An 18,465-nucleotide genomic window follows, 5' to 3' on the forward strand; every position below is an offset into this window, starting at 1 on the left:
CAGATCATCGCGCCGTCGGGCGCCTTGCGATCCTGAGACCATGACGATCCCGCTCCCCGATCTGGCCGAGACCCTGCTCCACGGTCCACTCTCCATTGTTACCGCGCCGTGCTGCGCGCACCTGCCGAGCGGTACGACGGGCAGCTGACCGACGCGCAGTTGAACCGATTGGTGCTCGCGATGCGGGAGGCGATGCATGCCGCGCCGGGTGCGGGACTCGCCGCGCCACAGGTCGGGATACCGCTGCGGCTGGCCGTGCTGGAGGATCCGGCCGAGGTGACCGATGAGGTGCGGATGGACCGAAAAGCAAGAGGTCCGCTCCCAATGGGAGCGGACCTCTTGCTTGGTGGGAGGGCTCAAGCCGCCGCTGGCAGTTCCTCGGCAGCATCCTCCTCGGGTACCTCCCGCAGCAGGGTCTTGCCTGCGCGGGCATCCACCATCGTGACCTCCACGGTGATTACCTCGCCGACCTCGACGTGTCCGTTATTGAGGTCGTGGCGCAGATCGTCGGTCATATCCTTCGCCAACAGCATGGCCGGGCGGTCGGCGACCGGGAGCCGGACCAGGATGAACCCGCCCTTGTGATCGGCTTGTTCCGGCACGGCGCGGGTGACTTCACCGTCCCCGCTCCACCCGAGCTCGGCGAAGCGGGCGGTGGACGCCTGCCGCACCGCGCCGTTCAGCCGCAGCGCGACCTGGCGCCGGTGTTCGTCGATCCGGACCACGCTGATCGCGAGCTCGGTACCCGGTTGCGGGAGTTCACCATTGAACTGCGCGGCCGGGACGAGACCATTGATGCCGCGATCCACGTGCACGAAAGCACCAACACCGGCAACCACATTGGTGACCCGTTGATGCAGCGGCGTACCGGGCGGGAAGCGCCGGGCAAGCAGTGGCCACGGGTTGATTTCGCCACCGGTCAACGTGTAGCGCATTTCCTTGCGCAATGGATCGACCACGAACGCCCCATCCAGACGCGTGCCAACCGGGAACCGGCGGGACATGTCCTTGATCAACCGGGCGTAGTCGACGTCGTCGTTGCCCATCACACCGCGGCGGCCACTGTCGTCCTGCACCACCACGTAGTCGGGCATGGCCACGATGACCCGGGCGGGCACCGAGGTCATGCTGCCGCCGTCCGGCATCGGCATCGGCATCAGTGCCATCTCCTCCGCGGGCTGCTCGCGCATTGTCTTCAGTTGCAGCGCAAGCTCTTCACGCAGGCGTTTCATGGCCTTGTAGCTTTCGCCGTACTCGGTGAACCGGTAGATGCCGCGGACGTCGGTCGGGACATCCTCCGGGTCCTGCGTCAGCACCACGACCCGCTTCCCCAGCACCACGGCCCAGCCGAATTCGAGCACCACACTGGTCGAGCGGGCGGTGAAGTCCACTACCACCAATTCAGCCTGCTGGATGCCGTTCCATACGGTCTCCCACACGCCCTGCGAGCCATAGATTTCGTCGCCACGCACCGGCTCCATGCCGCAGTCGTCCCGGACGATGGGGACGCACTCATCGGCGTAGAACTCGTCGAAGTTGAAATCTCCGGCGCCGACCTTCTTCGTGCCGAACGGCATTGCGAAGAACACCTTCCCCTTCTCCGGGCCCATCGTGCGAGTCAGCTTGAACATGTTTGTTGCCACTTCGTCTCCTTTTGCTGGTTTGCAACCCGTCGGCCCGTTCTCCGGGCTGACAATCAGTTAGACGGACTGTGGGGCCATCCGGATTGCTGGAGTCACCGCGCGGAGGGGAGTCGAGACGGACGGTTCAACATCACCGAGAGATGATGCGCTGCATCGGAAGACACTGCTCGATTCCGGCCGCCACGCCCTGCACACCGGCAACTTGGAAAGCTGGCTGCGGCGCAGGGGATCCGACGCCGCCGATCTTTTCCTCGCCGCCGCGCACACCGACCCCACGCTGGCCATCGCACTGAGCGAACGCCCAGAAATCGGCCGTGCATTGAAGTTGCGGGCGGCCGAGGCGTGGCGCAACGACGACCCGGACGCGGTGCGATTGACCGTGGAATGGATGGGCTTCGGCTCGCCGGCTTCGCTCACCAGCGACATTCCCGGCGAATTCGCCAGGATGATAAAGCAACTCGATCCGCGAAAGCGAGTTACGGCCTACGAGCAAGTCATCGATGGATTGCGTTATTACGCCATGCAAGGCACGAACGACGGTCACTGGATCGGTTGGGTCAGCCTGCTGCGCAATGCGGGTCTTGCCGAACGTCAGGCACGCCGTCCCAACGCCGCGGTGACGTTCCTCGACGAGGCGTGGCGCAACCGCCGCCTGCTTCCAAAAGGCACTGAACAGACCGCAAAGGCGCTGACGGCGTTGGCCGTTCGATATTCCGAGGCGATCGGATGGCTGCCAACGGAGAACTACATCACAATGTCGTTCGACGAGCAATCGAGGCGCATGCGCGTAGGCTGTGACGCCCTGGACCAGCACCCCGATACGCTCGAATCGATACAAACACGGATCAGAGTTGCGATCCAGCGTTCGAATATGTGGTACGTGCGCAGGAAGCGCGGCTATGCCGGTTACCTCACCTATGCCGAGCAGACCCGAAAATTGCTGACAGATGCGGAAACCGATGTCTGGCGACGACTTCTCGGGCTCGATATCGGTTGTGTCGCAATGGATTATCGAACGTTGCCGACCGAGCTCGGCGCCGCGATGGTCGAGCTGCTGATCGCCCTCGGTCGGGCGGCGTCACTGCTCGCCGAACCCGAACTCACGGAGCGAACCAGCCGAGACGTCTTACTGCTCAGCGAATTCGCCCATCACCGCTTCGACGCGCACCTCAACCTGGCCAGAGATCGGCCCACATTGGACGAACGACTGCGCGTCGACCAGGATGTCCTGCGCGACGTCGAGGCGGGCGACCTCGACACCCTCAACGATCATCAACGCACTCGTGTCTACCGTCGGCTCCGCGCCGAATGCATCGAACTGGCACGGATCTTGTATCGGGAGAAGAAGCCGACGGCCGCCTGGTTCTGGACCCGACAGGCGCAAACTTGGGCGCCGAAGCAGGATTCGAATGGTTTACCGCAAATCCAGCGGGCGACAACTCAGGACGACGTCGAACAGCTGGAACCGACCCCGGCCGAATCCAATTCTGTGTGGTTCGACACCGTCATGAACCATATCCGAGGCGAGAACGTCATCGGGCTGATCCTGCAACTGCGATCAGGTGAATCGGACCGCACGGACGCCGAGGTCGCGGCCGCCTTGGCTGCCGCAGAACGGTGGTGGCCGAGAAAGCGACGCCGCGACCCGGATCGACGCATTGTCGTCGAAGCAGCGTCCGCCGCAGAACTCCGTCTCGCAGCATTGCATCTCGCGACCGAGTTCCTGGACTACGCACCCTATCTCGGCGCGCAGATCGATCTCGAGCTGTCCAAGTCCGCCGAGTTGACTTGGGAGCAACGGGTCGATTGGCTACGGCGCGGTATCAGCCGCGCCGAAAGCGCAGGGCGCACGGCGTTCAGTTTGAATTGCTGGCTACAGCTCATGGGGCTGGCCTTGCAGCGCACCGACCAATCGTTGATCGACCAAGCGGTCGCGGGCATTCACCGGATCATCGGCCGGGAGCTCGCCGCGGTAACCGGCGCGGCGGACTTCATCGATATCGCCGAGCAGCTGTTGCGCCAATCCGCCAGGGCCGCAGGCCAACTCGCCGACCACGGGCATCCTAATCAGGCCTTTCGATTGGCCGGTGCGGCTGCCGGGGCCTTGCGCAGACTGATCGAAGAAGATCCCGAGGTCGCCGAAGAACTCGAGTTGGTCGAACAGCGTGCCTTGTACAAGACGCCGCCGCATGACGATGCGCTGTTCACGTTGATGCAGCGGCGCGTGCTGGCCGGCTCGCGGGGTTCGATGGACTCCGACCCGGTCGCTCTACCAGATCTCGACGAGGGCCGGTCGTCACTGGTGCAACTGCTGAACGCGCGCGACGCCGGGTGCTGGGCGTTGGGCCGCACGAACGGCGAATTCTGGTCCGTGCGGCTCGATCTCGATGCGGACGGCCTGCGCGAACTGCGGGAGACCGTGTGGCATCAGCTCGGACCACGCAAGTCGCGCGCGCCCATCCTCGCCGACTTGCACCGGCTGGTGATCGCGCCGATCGGACCGCACCTCGGGCAGGACGACGTGACCTTCGTATTACACGGCGCCTTCTCGGGCCTGCCATTGCACGCGGCGTACGACGGCTCGACCTACCTGATCGAGCGGATTCGGGTGAGCTACCTGCCCACCGTCGGCACCGACCTCGATACAGCGCTGCGGCCCGATGCCCTGGTGGGCGGTTGGGATCCCGGGATCGAGGCCGGCACCGAAGCCACCGAAGTGGAGCAATACCTGACCCGACTGGGACTGGACGTCACGCGGCCGAAGAAGGCAATCGAGGGGAAGCGGGCTCTACTCGACGCGGAGAACCATTGGGGCATAGTGCACATCGCCGCACATGGCGACTTCTGTCCCTGGCCGATGTCGTTGCGGTCTCGCCTGCGGCTTTCGACTCGGGTGTCGCTGGATGCCGGCGACTGGCTGCGATCGTCGTGCCGTGCGGCCTTCGTCTTCATGAACGCCTGCGATGTCGGGATGCCTGCTCTGCATGCTGGCGACCTGAATGGATTTCCGCTGGCGGTGCGGGCCCGCGGCGCGGTAGCGAGCATCGCCGCGCTCGCCCCGGTGCGCAGCGGCGCCGCGCGCAGATTCGCGGAGCTCTACTACACACACTGGTCGCTCGGTGACAGCCTGTCGGCGTTCCAGGCCGCGTGCCGCGAAGTCATCGCCTCCGGTGAGTCGGTTTCCGGCTGGGCGCCATATCTGCATACCGGATCACCGGTCCGACTGCCCTGAAGTCACCGCGATTCTGGCAATCCGCGACGGCACCGAATCCGTCTACCTAGACGAGCCCATGCAATGCCGATAACCAACCCAACCGCCGAGGAGTTTCATCATGGATCATCGGGTCGAAGGACCTGCCGGCAGCCGAGACCCGGCTCAGCGGTTCAGCCGATTGACCAATATGAGCGTCGAGGACGCGGCAGTGATCGTCTACTCCGAGGCCCTGCGACTAAACCGTGGTGATCGCGCCGCCGCCGAGGTAATAAGCCAGGAGACCTGGGTCAGGATCATCGATCGCGTCCAGTCCGGGGCGCAGAGCGACACGATCACATACCCGAACGCATGGCTGCGCCGAGTAGTCCACCGGGTCCATATCGACGAAGGGCGTAAATCCAACTCCGCCAAAGCCCGTCCGGCAATACCGCTCAAACCGCTCAGTGCGGTACCGAACGGAGCCGCACCCGCCGATCCAGGACGAGGACCCGACGAGCTCACTGCCGCAACGGATCTCGGCCGACGGCTGCGCCGTGCCATCACCGAACTGCCGCTCGAACAACGTCAGGTCGTCGAGCTGGTGTTGCACGGACATTCGTTTGCCGAACTCGCCGAACTGCTCGGCATACCCCTCGGAACCGCGAAGACGCGGTTCCGCGCAGCTGCCACGAACCTGCGGGCCGTCCCAGGCCTCGCGGTCGAATGAGAGGAGGATCGTCTCATGGGAAGCCCCTTCGATCCGGTGTACGAGACCGACGACTGGATCGCCACCCTGCTCGATACCATCGAGGACTTGGACGGCGACGACGACCAATACCTACCCACCGAGGCGGAACTGGAGCACGCCAAGCGACTCGCGGTGCGCGAGTTCGACCGGGCCGCCGGGCGTGAGCAGAACGCGCCTGCCGAACCCGACGCGATGACGGTTATCGCCGAGACCGTGGTCGACGAGATCGAGAGTTGGCTTGCGGAAGTCGCGTCCGACGAGGTGCGTGCCCGTGGACCGCGCTCGGCGCCCACCGTCGAACGGACAATGCCAGAACTGGCCGACCTCGGTTATGCGCCGGAGGTGGAGATCGACGCCGACATCGATTGCGACACGGGAACATCCGATATCTCGGTCCAATTGACGGCGATCGCAGCCAAGCCCGCCGGGCTACTGGTGCGGGTCATCGACAAGGCGGGCGTCGCGCATACGGCCCAGGTCAACCGCTACGGGCTGGCGATCATCCGAAACGCCGCCCTCGGCGCGTTCCACCTACTGTGGGAAAGGCGCGTCTGATCGCCACGGCCCCGTCGGATCGCAGCTGCCGTGGGTGGCTGCGATCCGACGTAACCGGCGCTGTGGCCACGCAGACAGCTCCCGCCATCCGCGGCTACATTCGAATAGCAAACCTGTTAGGAGACAGCGCATTACCCAACTGGGTCGGTAATCTGATGTTCCGACCGATACGAGTACCCGCCGAAGGCCGCCATGAACGCTCCGCGCAAACTCGCAGTTGCCACACTTCGTATCGCTATCGTCGCGGTTCACCGACACATGGCGACCACACTCACGGCAGAACCCAGGTCCTGGCTGCAGAATCTGCTGCCCGGCAGCACCGATACCTTCACACTTGACGAGCTGGAGCGCCAGTTCGAGAGCGTAACCGGTCGCCTGGTCAACGAACTCGAACTTGTTCATACCAACTGGCCCGAGCCAGTCGGCACCGATCGCTTCAACGACGCGCTGGCCGCCGTCGCCGAAGCGATCGACAAGATGGCGGGGACCGTTGACGCACGCACGGACCTAACGAAGACACCGGTAAGCGACGTCGTCCATCGGATCGAGAAGAATCTTGCCGAGAGCCCAAGCCTCCTCGGCGCCGATCAGTCTGTTCTGCTGCTGGTCGAAGCGGCCGTGACAGTGTGCGTCCACGCACTACTCGCGTGGGTGACGGCAATTCCCATCGACTCGACCGATTCTGCGTGGGCGACCCTGGCCGGCACCACCCGCCTGATAGAAAGCACCCGGGATGCGTTCAAGGCCGTTCGGCTCGAGGGACTACTCGCACGCGGCCCGCATCGTATTGCCGCCATCCAGCGGCGGGATCTCCTGCAATCATTGAAGTATATGCACCTGTTCGGACTTCCTGTCGAAGCCCGCTATCAGACGGTGCCAATTTCGGTCTCCCATATCGAGGCCCGTTTTCTCGGCAAACAAAATGAGAGAAACGATAAACGCGCACCGACGGTGTCGCTGGAGAAGCTGCTCATTTCCCCTGGGCGTCCGCCATCGGCCACTAAGACGGGATTCCGGTTCATTATCACCGGGAAGGCCGGCTACGGAAAAACCACTGCGATACAGTGGATCGCCTATCGGGCATCCTCGAAAAACCTCGCCATTGCCTCGGACGGCAGCAGACAAATCCTGCCCCTGTTCGTCCATCTTCGCGATGCCACCACCACACGGTACGCGCCGGGCGATCGAGCGTTGTTGTATGGAGCACAATTACGCGAGGACGTGCCGTCGGACTGGTTGGACAACAGTCGTAACGACTTCACACCCCTTATCCTCTTGGACGGCTGGGACGAGATTTCCCAAGAGGGTATTCAGGGTGCCACCGCTTGGGTCCAGTCGCTGGCACACCGGTTTCCAAGAGCGCATATCATCATCACATCCCGCCCAGAAGGTATGCCGACCGCCGATCTCCTCAATCAGCTGGGTTTCGAGGAACTGCGCATTCAGCCGCTGCGACCACCGGATGCCATCGCGCTCATCCAACGGTGGTTCCGAGGCCTGGCCGAACAACTGGATGGCAGCGAAGACCTCACACTGAACGAAATCGACCGGGCCGAGAAAGATCTGCTACACGATCTCAACTCACCGACGATCCGCGATATGGCCGATACACCACTGCTCACAGCAATGCTCTGTTGCCTTTACGCGACGCCGACGAACCGCTCGCCGACGCGAAAAGGTTGGTTGTACGCCCAGGTAGTATCGGCCCTACTCGACCGCCGAGAGCGGCAGCGCCGAATTCGGGCCTCGGTGTGGCAGACACTCGATGCGGGACCCAAAGAACGCCTACTCGGCAGCATCGCACGAGCAATGGCGATCACGCAGAGCACAAGCATCGCGATCTCACCCGGGGCCGACCCCCGAGCGCTGAGCATTGATCAGATCGTCGTGGAAGCGCTGCCCGATGTGGAACGCTCGCGCGCCGAAACCGCCGAGTGGACCAAAGCGGTGCTGGATAGAAGCATTCTGTTGCAGCGGGTATCGCCCTACGAAGCGGAATTCGTGCACCGCAGCATCCAAGACTATTTGGTGGCCCGAACTCTGCGGGCACGCGGTGAGATCCAGTTGTTACTGCGACTCGCCGCGGAAGGGCAGTGGGCACTTTTACCGTTCGCCTGCTACCAAGCAGACCAGCCGACTGCCGACATTATCGTGGCATGGCTGCTCGAATGGGTACGTACAGCCAACGTGGATGCCGATACCGATCGACAACTGCGACTGCTGGTCGTCGAGTGTGTAGGTGCGGCGACGGTATGGCTTTCGGACACTGTCCGTTTGGGTGCCGATGAGGTTGTGCGAGAGTTGTTTCCGCCGCGTGACCTCACCGAAGTCAAGACACTCACCGTGCTCGGCAATGCGGCGGTGCCCTACCTGGCGAGCAAACTCACCGTCGGCCTGTCGGCACGCCGCATGGCGATCGAAACCCTATGCCGGATCGGCTCACCCGAGGCCATGGAACAATTGACCCACTACGCACAGGCGGGTATCGCGGCGGAGGCGACGGCGATCGGTGCGGGCATCGAACGGTTCAATCCCCCCGCGCTTTACGCGGAGCTGGTGCTATCCCGCTTCACGCCCGGGTTCAATATCACGGCTCGAAGTGACGCCGTCCTGGCCGCACTTCGCCTGGCCGGCCGCGTCAATTCGCTACGCATCGAAGGCTTTCCGCTGTCACCACAATCCATAGACAGCATCCGGCAGATCCCGCACCTGCGACAATTGGATATCGCGGATTGCCCGTACGTCGGCCCGCTCGACTGGACCACCTCGATGGACTCGCTCAAATCTATCTCCATTCGCAACAGCCGCGGAGTGTTCAGATTGACGGCAGAACGGGATATGCTGATGCCGCATCAGCGAAGAGACTCTCTCGGCTCGCCAGGGCTCTGGGCGTTGCATCTGGATAGTATCGACGTCGGCACCGTGAACTGGACCACGCTGCTGGCGAATAAGACCAGCCTTCGAGTGCTCTCGCTGACGAACTTGCAAGGTGACACGACGACGATACCCGAGTCCGCGGTTACCGCCCTCCGCAACCTGAAATCGGTAACCATCTCCGGAAGCATCCGGTTCCAATCTCTCGAATTTGTCCGCAGAGCCGGCAATCTATGCCGGCTAGAGCTGGGATACGCACTGTCACGACAGGATCTCGCGAATATCGCATACTGCGCTCCCTTGCGCGTCGCCCATCTGCGGATTATGCCGAATGTCGCGTTGCAAGACGACGGCAGCGATCGAAATGCCCTCTACGTCCAGGATATCGAGGACACCCTCGCTATGGTGCATGAGCTCCGGCTCACCGGGGCGCCGAGCGAACTGATTGCCCTGCTCGGCCGTTTCACGCAGTTGCATGCGCTGCAACTCGCAGACACCCGACTGGAATTCGAGGATACGGTTACACTGCCCGCGAGCCTCACCGAACTAACGTTCCGAAATTGCACCTTCGGGAAGGTCGCTGAGCCGATCTGGTCTGCGTCCAACCTGCAGCGGGTCGCTTGGGTGGGCGGTTCGCTCGAACACCTGGGCCGCATACCGCCCAGCCCGTGGATGCGCCAGCTCGAGATCTTCGACAACGGATCGCTGTCGACACTGTCCGGTTTGGAGTGGATACCGTCGAACTGCAAGGTGGTAGTCGGCGGCCTACGAAACGATCTGGATCAGGTGCCGATCAAGGCCCTCGCTGATAGATGCGTCCTATATTTCGAGACCGACGATGCGTCCTACTCCTTCAATGACGGCTATTGGATCGACTACGGAGGAGTATGAGCATCGGCAAACACTCGGGATTCGCGCTGTTCGAGGCGACCAGATGCTGAGCGATGCCAAGATCGTCTGTGTGCTCATCGCCTCCCCCGGCGACGTGCCAGACGATCGAGACATGGTCGAAAGCGTTGTCCGCGAATGGAATGCGACATATTCGATCCGCGAACGGATAGCGCTGCTCCCCCTTCGCTGGGAGGTCAACGCCGTCTCCGATCTCCACCTCGACACACAGACTGCGATCAACGAACAGCTCGTTGAGCACGCAGACATCGTCATCGCACTGTTCCACTCCCGACTCGGCACACCGACGCCCCGAGCCCTCTCCGGCACAGTGGAGGAACTGGATCGAGCATTGGCCCGAGGCGTGCGCGTGCATGGCTACTTCAACAGCGGCCCGCTGCCAGGAGCCGACCAGATCGATGTCGGCCAACTCCAGGCCCTGCTCGCGTTCAAAGAGGAATGGAGGCGGCGTGGACTGTGCGCCGACTATGCAACACTCGATGCGCTCGCCGTTCAGATACGCAGAGCGGTCGCTGATGACATAGCTCGACTCCGCGGTTGGACCCCCGACCGCAACAGAGACGAAGGAACAGCCGTGACGGCGCGGTACTCGGTCGAGGCAACAGATTTCGCGGGCACAAGGAGCTACATCGAGGTATGCAATTCCACCGACAGGTCAATGCGTAACGTCTCGTTCAGCCTCGATACCGATGACGACGGTGTGCCACCGCTGCACCGATTCAAGGAAATGGACGCTATCGATATTGCACCACACAACACAATTCTGCTTCCGGTGTACAGCTGCATTGGCATGTCCCAACGGTGGCGCCTGACAGTTCGATGGCTCGATGGCAGCGCACGGCTCGAATCCACGCTTCTCGTGAAGGTAGACCCGCCCCACGAAATAAGCCGCCACCTCCTATGATTCGCTTCCTCAACTCTTTGGTCGCGAATCACCTGGAGCTCGGCGCGCCGCGATTCGAGGAAGCGGTCCAATTCGTTCCGCCGCGCCACACCCGAGGCGCGGTCGTGCACCACACTCGTCATACTGCGATCGGGGCCGCGGGGCCGGTCGTTATCCAGGTGTTGCCAGTACCAGTGTTATTGGACTCCTGTTACTGGTGTCGGATCGGTTGCAAGCTCTAGGACATGACCCAGACCTTGCAGCCGAGTTCCGCCGCGGCCACTTCGGCCGTTGCGGGTCCGGCGGTTCAGCCTGCCGCGTTCAGTGCGCGGCGGACCATCGCGGTGCTCGCGGTGTTGCTCACCGGACAGTTCATGGCGGTGCTCGACGCGTCGATCGTCAATGTCGCCATTCCTTCTATTCGTACCTCGTTGCGTACCAGCGGATCCGCGTTGCAGTTGATCGTGGCCGGATATGTGATCGCCTACGCCGTACTGCTCGTCACGGGTGCGCGGTTGGGTGATCGGTTCACCCAGCGTCGCGCCTTCATTACCGGACTCACGGTATTCACCGTTGCCTCGCTGGCCTGCGGCCTGGCGTGGAATGAGCTGTCGCTCATCGTATTCCGATTCGTGCAGGGTGCGGGTGCCGCCGCGATGATTCCGCAGATCATGACCATGATCCAACGGAACTTCACCGGCAATGCACGGGCGAAGGCGCTCAGCGCGTACTCCGCGATCATCTCCGGCGGCATGGTCGTGGGGCAGGTCGCGGGTGGATTGATCGTCAACGCCGACCTTTTCGGTAGCAGTTGGCGTGGTGTCTTCCTGGTGAACGTGCCGATCGGCGCGGTGCTGCTGTTGATCGCACCACGCGTATTGCCCTCGGCTACCGCGCGATTCGATCGGAAGCTGGACCTGGCGGGTCTGATGATGCTCACCGTGTCGGTGCTGCTGCTTGTGCTGCCCATGGTGTTGGGGCATGAGCAGAACTGGCCGCTGTGGACGTGGATCGCCTTGGGCGCCAGTGTGATCGGTTTCGGATTGTTCGTGGTGATCGAGCGGGCGGTCGCGGCACGCGACGGTGAACCGCTCTTCGCCCAGCGCGTGCTGAAGTCGCCGGGACTGGCGCTGACCGCGGGCACGCTGTTCACGATCATGGCCACCTTCGGCGGCTGGATGTTCGTGATGGCGATACACCTGCAGAGCACCCTCGGCTACACCGCCTTGCACGCGGGCCTGCTGTTCATTCCGATGGGCACGACCTTCGCACTGACCAGCCTGAACTGGGAGCGCATCCCACATCGCTTCCACACCACCATGATTCCGCTCGGCCTGGTACTCGCCGCGATCACGATGGTGGTGCTCGGCATGATGCTGCGCGACGGCGCCGACTTCGGCCCGCTGGCGCTGGTCGTCTTCGGCATCCAGGGCATCGGCAACGGCCTGGCCTTCAGCCCGCTGATGACCCGCACCCTGGCCCGGATTCCCATGGCCCTCGCGGCCGATGCCAGCGGCATTCTGGTCACCAGCGTGCAACTCGGCATCGTGGTCGGCATCGCCTGCTTCGGATCGGTGTTCCTCGGCCTCGCGGGTAGTACGGCACTGTCGGCGGCACATGCTCTGGGCGGCACGGCGATCGCCGAAGGTGTGACGGTTCTGGTGGCCGCAGCGCTGTCCGCTCGCGCGGCGCGGTAACCGCGGCACGAGATCCCGGGTTCGCTATGTGGGCGGCGAACCCGGGATCGCTGGCGGTTACCAGGAGGCTGGTCGGATTCGGAGGCCGGGCCGGATTCGGATCAGCGCGACGCAAATGATGGCGGCGCCGAGCAAGTTTGACGATCGTCATACCTATGAGCAGGAGCGGAAACGCCTTCGCGGTGGGCATCGAACTGGACGGCGAGGGGTACCACCCGGCCGCGTGGCGGCGGGCCGCACATGCGCCCGATGCCTTCCTCAGCGGCGATACGCTGCGCAAACGCGTCGGTGCGGCCGAGAATGCGGGCTTTACGCTGGCGACGTTCGACGATTCGATCCTGCCGCCCGTGGGGCATCCGGCGGCGCGCATTGACGGAGTGACCAGGGCATCATTCGTCGCGGCGACGACCAGCACCATCGGCCTGGTGGCGACGGTGGCGACCACCTACGCCGAACCGTTCCACACCTCCTCGCAGTTGGCCACGCTCGACTACGCCTCGCGCGGGCGCGGCGGCTGGATCGCGACGACGATCGCCGATCCGGCGGCCGCCACCACCTGGGGTCGGCCCGCGCGCACCGCTGAACCGGAACTCGCACGCGAACAACGGGATTCGATCGAGGTCGCACGCCGACTGTGGGACTCGTGGGAAGACGACGCGGTCGTGCGCGACTATGCGGCGAGCAGATTCCTCGATCGAGACAAGTTGCACTACATCGACTTCGAAGCCGAGACCTTCTCGGTGAAGGGGCCGGCGATCGTGCCGCGGCCGCCACAGGGGCAGGTGGTCGTCTTCGCCTATGGCACAGGCGAATCCGGGGGTGCCGACGTAATCCTCATCGCAGGTGGCGATCTCGCACAAACCCTCGCCGCCGCCGACCGTGCGCGGGCCACCGGTGCGCTGGTCTTCGCCGAACTCGATGTCGCCTTGGACATCTCGACTGCGACGGCCGCTGAACGCCGCACCGAGCTCGACAAGTATGCGGTTGCGAATCCCACTGAGCGCCTGACGTTCTCGGGCTCGCCCACCGAACTCGTCCGCCTCATAACCGAACTCGCACACCACGTCGACGGCGTGCGCCTGCATCCGGCCGTTATCGACGAAGACCTCCCGGCGCTGGCGCGCTACGTCCTGCCGGCGCTCTTCCGATCCGGTGTAACCCACCGCCCGGTGCCGGGTTCGACCCTGCGCGCCAATCTCGGCCTGGCGCGGCCGATCAATCGATACGCGAAGGATCAGCAATGAGTACTGCATCGCACAGCGATTCCATCAGGGGTGGCGGCCGGGCGACGGGTGGGTCCGATGTTCGGTTCCCCGACGCACAGGTTCATTTCGGCGTCTTCTTCCAGGGCGTCAACCACTCCACCATCTGGTCGGATCCGAGCAGCGGCTCCCAGATCGACTTCGAGACGTTCCGCCGCATCATCGGCACGGCCGAGCGCGGCCTCTTCGACGCGTTCTTCCTCGGTGAGGGCCTGCGCCTGCGCGAGCAGAACGGTCAACTGCTCGACACCGATATCGCGGGCCGACCCGATGCCATCGCCCAGCTGGCGGCGCTGGCCGGGATCACCCGCCACATCGGTCTGGTCGCCACCCAGAACACCACATATAACGAACCCGCCGATCTCGCCCGCCGACTCGCGGGACTGGACCTGCTCTCGGGTGGCCGCGCGGGCTGGAACGCCGTCACCACCGACAATGCCTGGACCGGTGCGAATTTCCGACGCGGCGGCTTCCTCGACCACGCGCAGCGCTATGAGCGCGCGGGGGAATTCATCCGAACGGCCCGCGAGATCTGGGATGCGTGGGCCGACCATGCGATCGCGACCTCGCGCGACGCCACCGCCTGGGCCGCACCGGATTCGGTACGGACGGTGACCCGCGATAGCGAGCACTTCCAGGTTTCCATCACACCGACCCTGCCGCGCAGCGCCCAGGGCCATCCGGTGATCTTCCAGGCCGGTGATTCGCCCGCGGGCCGCGATTTCGCGGCGGCCAATGCCGATGTCATCTTCTCCAGACACGGAACGCATTTCGATGCCGCGCTGGCATTCGCGAACGATATCCGCGAACGTCTGCGGCGGGCGGGGCGACCGGCCGATGACATCAAGATCCTGCCCGGCACCCAGATCGTATTGGCCGAGAAGGAATCCGAGGTCGAGGAGAAGGCACGCTGGGTATTGGAGGGCCAATTCACCGGTCAGACCGCGCTTTCCCTGGTCGGACAGGTGTGGGGTCGCGATCTGTCCGATCTGGATCCGGATGGCCCGCTGCCCGCGGACGATCCACAGCCCCGGGCGATTTCCGGCGAGCGCGGCGCGCAACGCGACGGCCAGGATCCGGTGGCGATCGCGCGGGAGTGGCGGGCGCTGGCCGAGGCCAAGAATCTTTCGCTGCGCCAGGTCGCCATCGAGACCTCGCAGCGGTCCGGCTTCGCCGGGACACCGGGCCAGGTCGCCGACGAGCTGACTCGGTGGGTGCGCCACGGCGCGACGCACGGGTTCAATATCTCGCCGTATCTGGTCCCCACCGGACTCGACGAGATCGTCGACTGGCTGATTCCAGAACTCCAGGAGCGCGGCTCGTACCGCACCGAGTACACCGGGACCACCCTGCGCGAGCACCTGGGCCTGCGACCACCTTTGACCAGGCGCTGATAGTCGGCTCGACCCCCTCCGCTAGAGAAGCGCGGGCGACGACGGCGGCGACCAGGTCCGATTCGCGAAAGATAGCCGGTTTGTCACCGAAATCTAACCTCAGACCGCGTCTTGCTCGTATGTTTGCCATACGCAGCGCAGATCGGAGTGGGACAGTGCAAGCAGGGGCTACCGCGGATTATGTGATCGTCGGCTCCGGGTCCGCGGGTGCGGTCCTGGCCAACCGGCTCAGCGCCGACCCGAATGTCACGGTGGTGGTGCTGGAGGCGGGGCCGCCGGATAAGAACAAGTACGCCCACATTCCCGCGGCGTTCGCGAAACTGTTTCGGTCGGAGGTGGATTGGGATTACCTCACCGAACCGCAGCCCGAGCTGAAGAATCGGCAGATCTACTGGCCGCGCGGCAAAATGTTCGGCGGCTCATCGTCGATGAACGCGATGATGTGGGTGCGCGGGTTCCGCGCCGATTACGACGAGTGGGCGCTGCTGGCCGGGGACGAGTGGGGGTTCGCGGCCGCGGTCGAGCAGTTCCGCAAGATCGAGAGCGTCGAGGACGCCCAATACCCGGATGAGGGCGCGACCGGGCCGCTGCATATCTCGCGGCAGCGCAGTCCACGTGCGCTGACGGCGGCCTACCTGGCGGCGGTCAAGGAGTCCGGGTTCCCGGTGGAGCCGCCGAACCGCCCGCAGCCGGAGGGGTTCAGCGAAACCATGGTGACCCAGCACGGTGGTAGGCGCTGGAGTACTTCCGATGGGTATCTCAAGCCCGCGATGGGCCGTCCGAACCTCATCGTGCAGGCCGAGGCGCTCGCCTCACGGGTCATCTTCGAGACCTCACCCACCGGGCGGCCGCGTGCGGCGGGTGTGGAGTACCGCCAGGGCGGCGTCACCCAGACGGTGGCCGCCCGGCGCGAGGTGGTGCTGTGCGGTGGCGCGATCAACAGCCCGCAGCTGCTCATGCTCTCCGGTATCGGCGACGAGGACGAGCTTGCGCGCCAGCACATACCGTTGGTGCACCACGCGCCCGAGGTGGGCGCCAACCTGCAGGACCACCTGGTGGCCGCGCTCGGCTACGGTGTCGAATCCGATTCGCTGTTCGATGCGGAGAAGCCGCGTCAACTGCTCGACTATCTGATCCGCCACCGCGGCATGCTCACCTCCAATGTCGGCGAGGCCTACGGGTTCATCCGCAGCCGCTCCGATCTCGAATTGCCCGATCTGGAGCTGATTTTCGCGCCGGCGCCGTTCTTCTACGAGGGCCTGGTGGATCCGACCGAGCACGGAGTCGTGCTGGCGACGGTGCTGCTGCGCCCGCACAGCCGGGGACGAATCTCGCTGGCATCGGGCGATCCGACCGCCAAACCGATCATCGACCCGCGCTATCTCTCCGACAGCGGCGGCGCGGACCGCGCCGCCATAATGTCGGGCCTGCGTGTCTGCACCGAAATCGCCGCCGCTCCGGCCATGAAATCGGTACTCGGCCCGCTGATCTATCCCCCCGAAGCGCCCGCGGAACTCGAGGCCGCGATGGAATTGACCCTGAACGGCTACTCCCACACCCTGTATCACCCGGTCGGCACCTGCCGAATGGGCACCGATGCGGGCAGTGTCGTCACGCCGCGATTGGAGGTGCGTGGGGTGCAAGGACTCCGCGTCGCAGACGCATCGGTGATGCCGCTGCTGATTCGCGGGCACACGCACGCGCCCAGCGTGTTCATCGGTGAGCAGGCGGCGCAGTTCATCCTGAGTTAGCGCGCCGCCGCGGAACTATTGAGCGACAAATGCCTGTTGCCAGGTCTCGGCACGGGGACGTGTCGTGCTGACAACGCATTCCATGCCCACGAGCCCGCCTGCGCCGGAATTGTGCCCGAAATGGCATGCAGTGCAATACCGCATCGCATGCAGACGTGCAGAAGGTGCTGCGCGGCACCGAATGTCGAAGCCGCGAGCTGGACTACGCACTCCCTGCTGATCAGGCGAAGGCGAAGAGGGCGAGGGAGGCTGCGGCCAGTAGCAAGTAGGGCAAGGGGTAGGTCAGGTGGGTGTACCACCTGGCTCGGAGGATGGCGATTTCCGCGCCCAGGAAGAACAGGACGAGACAGGTGGCGGCGGCCAGGGCCAGGGGCGGGAAGGCCAGGCCGATCAGGAGGCCGAGGGCGCCGAGAGCTTTGAGGGCGGCCAAGGGGTTGAGTGCCCACTGTGGGATGCCGTAGCCCTGCATGGTCTCGCGCACCTTATCCGCCTTGACGACATCGAAGCCGGCGGCGAATAGTGCGGCGACGGCGGCGAGGATGGTGACGACGATGTATGCGACTGACATGGGAATACCCTCCGGGTGTCTGGGTTCTGCGGGTCTGCGATCGTGGTGAGGCAGCCGATCGCCTTATTCACGTGACGGATGCCGAGAGCGAAAGGTGACCGATGCACGCACAGGAATTGCTGGCGCGACGATTCGAGACGCACCGCGATCACCTGCGCGCGGTCGCCTATCGGATGTTGGGGTCGGCAAGTGAAGCCGATGACGCGGTGCAGGAGGCATGGCTGCGGCTGGACCGCACCGACATCGGTGCGGTCGAGAATCTGGCGGGCTGGCTGACGACGGTGGTCTCCCGGATCTGCCTCGACATGCTCCGCTCCCGGGCCGCCCGGCGCGAGGATCCGATCGATCGGATCGCCGATCTCGGCGACTCCGCCTATGACCACGACCCCGAAAGCGAAGCGGTGCTGATCGATTCGGTGGGGCGGGCGCTGCTGGTGGTGCTGGATAGGCTCGGTCCCGACGAGCGAGTCGCGTTCGTGCTACACGATATGTTCGCCGTGCCGTTCGAGCAGATCGCGCCCATCGTCGGCCGCACAACGGCCACCACCAAGAAGCTCGCCAGCCGGGCCCGCGCGCGGGCGCACGGTGATGCGACCGCGTCCACCGCGGAGCTCGCCGAACAGCGCCGCGTCGTCGACGCCTTCCTCGCCGCCGCCCGCAGCGGTGATCTCGACGCGCTGCTCGCGGTGTTGGCTCCCGACGTCGTGCGCACGGCCGATCCCGCGGCGCTGCCCTCGGGTATGGCGCCGGTCGCCCGCGGCGCGCAGGCAGTGGCACGCGAGACCGTCATCCTGCGTCGCCGCTCCCGGGTCGCGACGCTCGCGCTGGTCAATGGCGCGGTCGGCATCATCGTCGCCCCGCGCGGCAAACTGCTACTCGCCCTTGCCGTTACGGTCGAGGACCACCGGATCGCGGGCTACGACGTGATCGCCGATCCGACCCGACTGCGCCGACTCGATCTGGCGGTCCTGCCCGAATTGTCTTGACC

The 18,465-nt window shown here is 64.5% G+C and carries 12 protein-coding genes and 1 pseudogene; 11 read left to right on the forward strand and 2 right to left on the reverse strand.

Annotated features, from left to right (window positions below):
• Positions 1-108 precede the first annotated feature (108 nt).
• A pseudogene (locus tag ACHQ4I_RS17070) lies at positions 109-267 on the forward strand (peptide deformylase); the annotation flags it as partial.
• A gap of 89 nt (positions 268-356) precedes the next feature.
• On the opposite strand, the gene ACHQ4I_RS17075 reads toward ACHQ4I_RS17070, so the two are convergent.
• Positions 357-1,643 carry a hypothetical protein gene (locus tag ACHQ4I_RS17075; RefSeq protein ID WP_420772765.1) on the reverse strand — a complete coding sequence of 429 codons (1,287 nt, stop codon included), beginning with the start codon at positions 1,641-1,643 and terminating at the stop codon, positions 357-359.
• Positions 1,644-1,845: 202 nt separating this feature from the next.
• On the opposite strand from ACHQ4I_RS17075, the gene ACHQ4I_RS17080 reads away from it, so the two are divergent.
• From ACHQ4I_RS17080 to ACHQ4I_RS17120, 9 genes are all read left to right on the forward strand, one after another.
• Positions 1,846-4,875: a CHAT domain-containing protein gene (locus ACHQ4I_RS17080; RefSeq protein ID WP_420772766.1), complete on the forward strand. Its 3,030-nt coding sequence runs from the start codon at positions 1,846-1,848 to the stop codon at positions 4,873-4,875.
• A gap of 100 nt (positions 4,876-4,975) precedes the next feature.
• Positions 4,976-5,563, forward strand: a complete 588-nt coding sequence (locus ACHQ4I_RS17085) for an RNA polymerase sigma factor (protein WP_420772767.1) — start codon at positions 4,976-4,978, stop codon at positions 5,561-5,563.
• Between the two features lie 15 nt (positions 5,564-5,578).
• The gene (locus ACHQ4I_RS17090; protein ID WP_420772768.1) at positions 5,579-6,139 is read left to right on the forward strand and encodes a hypothetical protein; all 561 of its coding nucleotides are present in this window, start codon (positions 5,579-5,581) and stop codon (positions 6,137-6,139) included.
• Between the two features lie 258 nt (positions 6,140-6,397).
• Positions 6,398-9,904, forward strand: coding sequence for an NACHT domain-containing protein (locus ACHQ4I_RS17095; RefSeq protein WP_420772769.1), 3,507 nt, complete (start codon positions 6,398-6,400; stop codon positions 9,902-9,904).
• Positions 9,905-9,947: 43 nt separating this feature from the next.
• Entirely contained in the window at positions 9,948-10,826 is an 879-nt protein-coding gene (locus ACHQ4I_RS17100) for a hypothetical protein (protein ID WP_420772770.1), read from the forward strand.
• Positions 10,827-11,050: 224 nt separating this feature from the next.
• On the forward strand, positions 11,051-12,502 hold the full coding sequence (locus ACHQ4I_RS17105; RefSeq protein ID WP_420772771.1) for an MFS transporter: 1,452 nt from the start codon (positions 11,051-11,053) through the stop codon (positions 12,500-12,502).
• Between the two features lie 155 nt (positions 12,503-12,657).
• Complete coding sequence (locus tag ACHQ4I_RS17110; RefSeq protein ID WP_420772772.1) at positions 12,658-13,746, forward strand: LLM class flavin-dependent oxidoreductase; 1,089 nt, start codon at positions 12,658-12,660, stop codon at positions 13,744-13,746.
• Positions 13,743-15,158, forward strand: a complete 1,416-nt coding sequence (locus ACHQ4I_RS17115; RefSeq protein WP_420772773.1) for an NtaA/DmoA family FMN-dependent monooxygenase — start codon at positions 13,743-13,745, stop codon at positions 15,156-15,158. Before ACHQ4I_RS17110 ends, ACHQ4I_RS17115 begins: the two co-directional genes overlap by 4 nt.
• A gap of 155 nt (positions 15,159-15,313) precedes the next feature.
• A complete protein-coding gene (locus ACHQ4I_RS17120; RefSeq protein ID WP_420772774.1) occupies positions 15,314-16,909 on the forward strand; it encodes a GMC family oxidoreductase in 1,596 nt (531 codons plus the stop codon).
• A gap of 220 nt (positions 16,910-17,129) precedes the next feature.
• Here the strand turns inward: ACHQ4I_RS17120 and ACHQ4I_RS17125 are convergent, their stop codons facing one another.
• Positions 17,130-17,477: a DoxX family protein gene (locus tag ACHQ4I_RS17125; protein ID WP_420772775.1), complete on the reverse strand. Its 348-nt coding sequence runs from the start codon at positions 17,475-17,477 to the stop codon at positions 17,130-17,132.
• Between the two features lie 101 nt (positions 17,478-17,578).
• Here ACHQ4I_RS17125 and ACHQ4I_RS17130 point away from each other — a divergent pair, with 101 nt between their 5' ends.
• On the forward strand, positions 17,579-18,463 hold the full coding sequence (locus ACHQ4I_RS17130) for a sigma-70 family RNA polymerase sigma factor (RefSeq protein ID WP_420772776.1): 885 nt from the start codon (positions 17,579-17,581) through the stop codon (positions 18,461-18,463).
• Positions 18,464-18,465: the final 2 nt, after the last annotated feature.

This window comes from Nocardia nepalensis, from assembly GCF_048910785.1.
In the GTDB taxonomy this organism is placed as follows: domain Bacteria; phylum Actinomycetota; class Actinomycetes; order Mycobacteriales; family Mycobacteriaceae; genus Nocardia; species Nocardia nepalensis.

Coding starts and splice junctions, on each gene's coding strand:
- ACHQ4I_RS17100 (WP_420772770.1), top strand. CDS start 9,948: ATGCTGAGCGATGCCAAGATCGTCTGTGTGCTCATCGCCTCCCCCGGC.
- ACHQ4I_RS17110 (WP_420772772.1), top strand. CDS start 12,658: ATGAGCAGGAGCGGAAACGCCTTCGCGGTGGGCATCGAACTGGACGGC.
- ACHQ4I_RS17090 (WP_420772768.1), top strand. CDS start 5,579: ATGGGAAGCCCCTTCGATCCGGTGTACGAGACCGACGACTGGATCGCC.
- ACHQ4I_RS17105 (WP_420772771.1), top strand. CDS start 11,051: ATGACCCAGACCTTGCAGCCGAGTTCCGCCGCGGCCACTTCGGCCGTT.
- ACHQ4I_RS17130 (WP_420772776.1), top strand. CDS start 17,579: ATGCACGCACAGGAATTGCTGGCGCGACGATTCGAGACGCACCGCGAT.
- ACHQ4I_RS17125 (WP_420772775.1), bottom strand. CDS start 17,477: ATGTCAGTCGCATACATCGTCGTCACCATCCTCGCCGCCGTCGCCGCA.
- ACHQ4I_RS17095 (WP_420772769.1), top strand. CDS start 6,398: ATGGCGACCACACTCACGGCAGAACCCAGGTCCTGGCTGCAGAATCTG.
- ACHQ4I_RS17085 (WP_420772767.1), top strand. CDS start 4,976: ATGGATCATCGGGTCGAAGGACCTGCCGGCAGCCGAGACCCGGCTCAG.
- ACHQ4I_RS17115 (WP_420772773.1), top strand. CDS start 13,743: ATGAGTACTGCATCGCACAGCGATTCCATCAGGGGTGGCGGCCGGGCG.